The 1298-nt window shown below is 37.8% G+C and carries 1 protein-coding gene; it reads right to left on the bottom strand.

Annotated features, from left to right (window positions below; all coding sequences use genetic code 11):
• Positions 1-144 precede the first annotated feature (144 nt).
• Positions 145-225: an RQC domain-containing protein gene (locus QUA83_RS30705; RefSeq protein WP_445301835.1), complete on the bottom strand. Its 81-nt coding sequence runs from the start codon at positions 223-225 to the stop codon at positions 145-147.
• Positions 226-1298: the final 1073 nt, after the last annotated feature.

Raw genomic sequence — 1298 nt, 5'->3', positions numbered from 1 at the left:
CGAACTTGTTTATTCCGAAAATCCCAGAATCTAAAATCTAAAATCTAAAATCCAGAATCCAAAATTACTAGAGTGAACTAAACAACAGATGATACGGCTAAGATGTGCCGCAGAGTAGCCTTCCTCCCATAAATCGTCTATACTTCAGTCTTGACCAATTCCATAAGTAGAAAGTTGGTGGTGCTGGCCTTGCAAAAATTTTTTATTTTTAGAACCGCGCAGCACGTCTAAGCTATTGCGTCTTGTGGGGTGGGCGTCCCGCCCGCCCTGAATCTACAATTTAAATGCGCGACAGCTTACAAGCATTACCATTGTTTTTGATTTGGCTGCCCCATTTAATTATTAATTGTCCTTCATTTAAGAGGCTCTGCAATAAATAGTCTAGCTATTAAATTGATGTGAAAACTCGACTGGAAATATATTTTTTTGTCGAACACCCTACTAATTAAAATAAGTTACCGTCGGGCTGTATTCGGGGAGAAATTATAAATAAAGATTAGGCATTTCTGTTTCAAATCTTTTGATGTACTATTCTTTAGATATAGCAAGTCTATTTGAGTCGTGAATGTAGAACAACCTGAAACCTTTGTGATGATTGAATCCATTGTTTACAAATCAAATAGTTTTGCTATATCTCCAACAAAGTAGTAACATTACGTCAAAAAAAATAAGAGACATTTTTTTACCCAGAAACATGAGCGACATCCTGAATCATATTGAAGAGGAGCAAAAAGAAACACACCGATTAATTGGTTGGGCGTATGAACAGTTCCAACAATTAATCCAAAATGCCGAACTATTTTAACTCTAGAATACTTTGGGTTCCAGTTAAAATGCGTGTACCCTGAATGAAGAACCCGGATTCGATTTCTTAGGATTCAACATCAGACAATTTCCTGTTGGGCAAAAAAACTCAGGCAAAGTTAATGGCAAAATCCTGGGATTTCCAACTATTATCACCCAGCCATAAAAGTCACAAAAGACACTACATGAAAGTTGCATAAGTAATAAATAAGTCGCGTGGTTTGGGAGCATCTCATATTTGTAAAAACACTTCTTCTGGCTCCTTCCTTCTTCCTCTTTCCTCCTGGCTCCTGACTCCCAACTCCAATTTCTAGCTGGGCTGCTTTCATTGAGATGCTCCCAGTTCAAGAATGGGAGTACACCCCGAAATACCCGTAAAAGTGGCTAAACTACTCAAGCGACAAAAAGGGAAATGTTCGGGTGCATCTCACTTTTGCGAATGTGTCAAAAAAGAGTTAAAATGAAAAAGCTAGTAAAATCGTCAAATAAAGATG

Origin of the sequence: Microcoleus sp. K1-B1, from assembly GCF_036704705.1 — a bacterium.
Classification (GTDB): domain Bacteria; phylum Cyanobacteriota; class Cyanobacteriia; order Cyanobacteriales; family Microcoleaceae; genus Microcoleus.
This window is presented reverse-complemented; position numbering and strand designations above follow the sequence as displayed.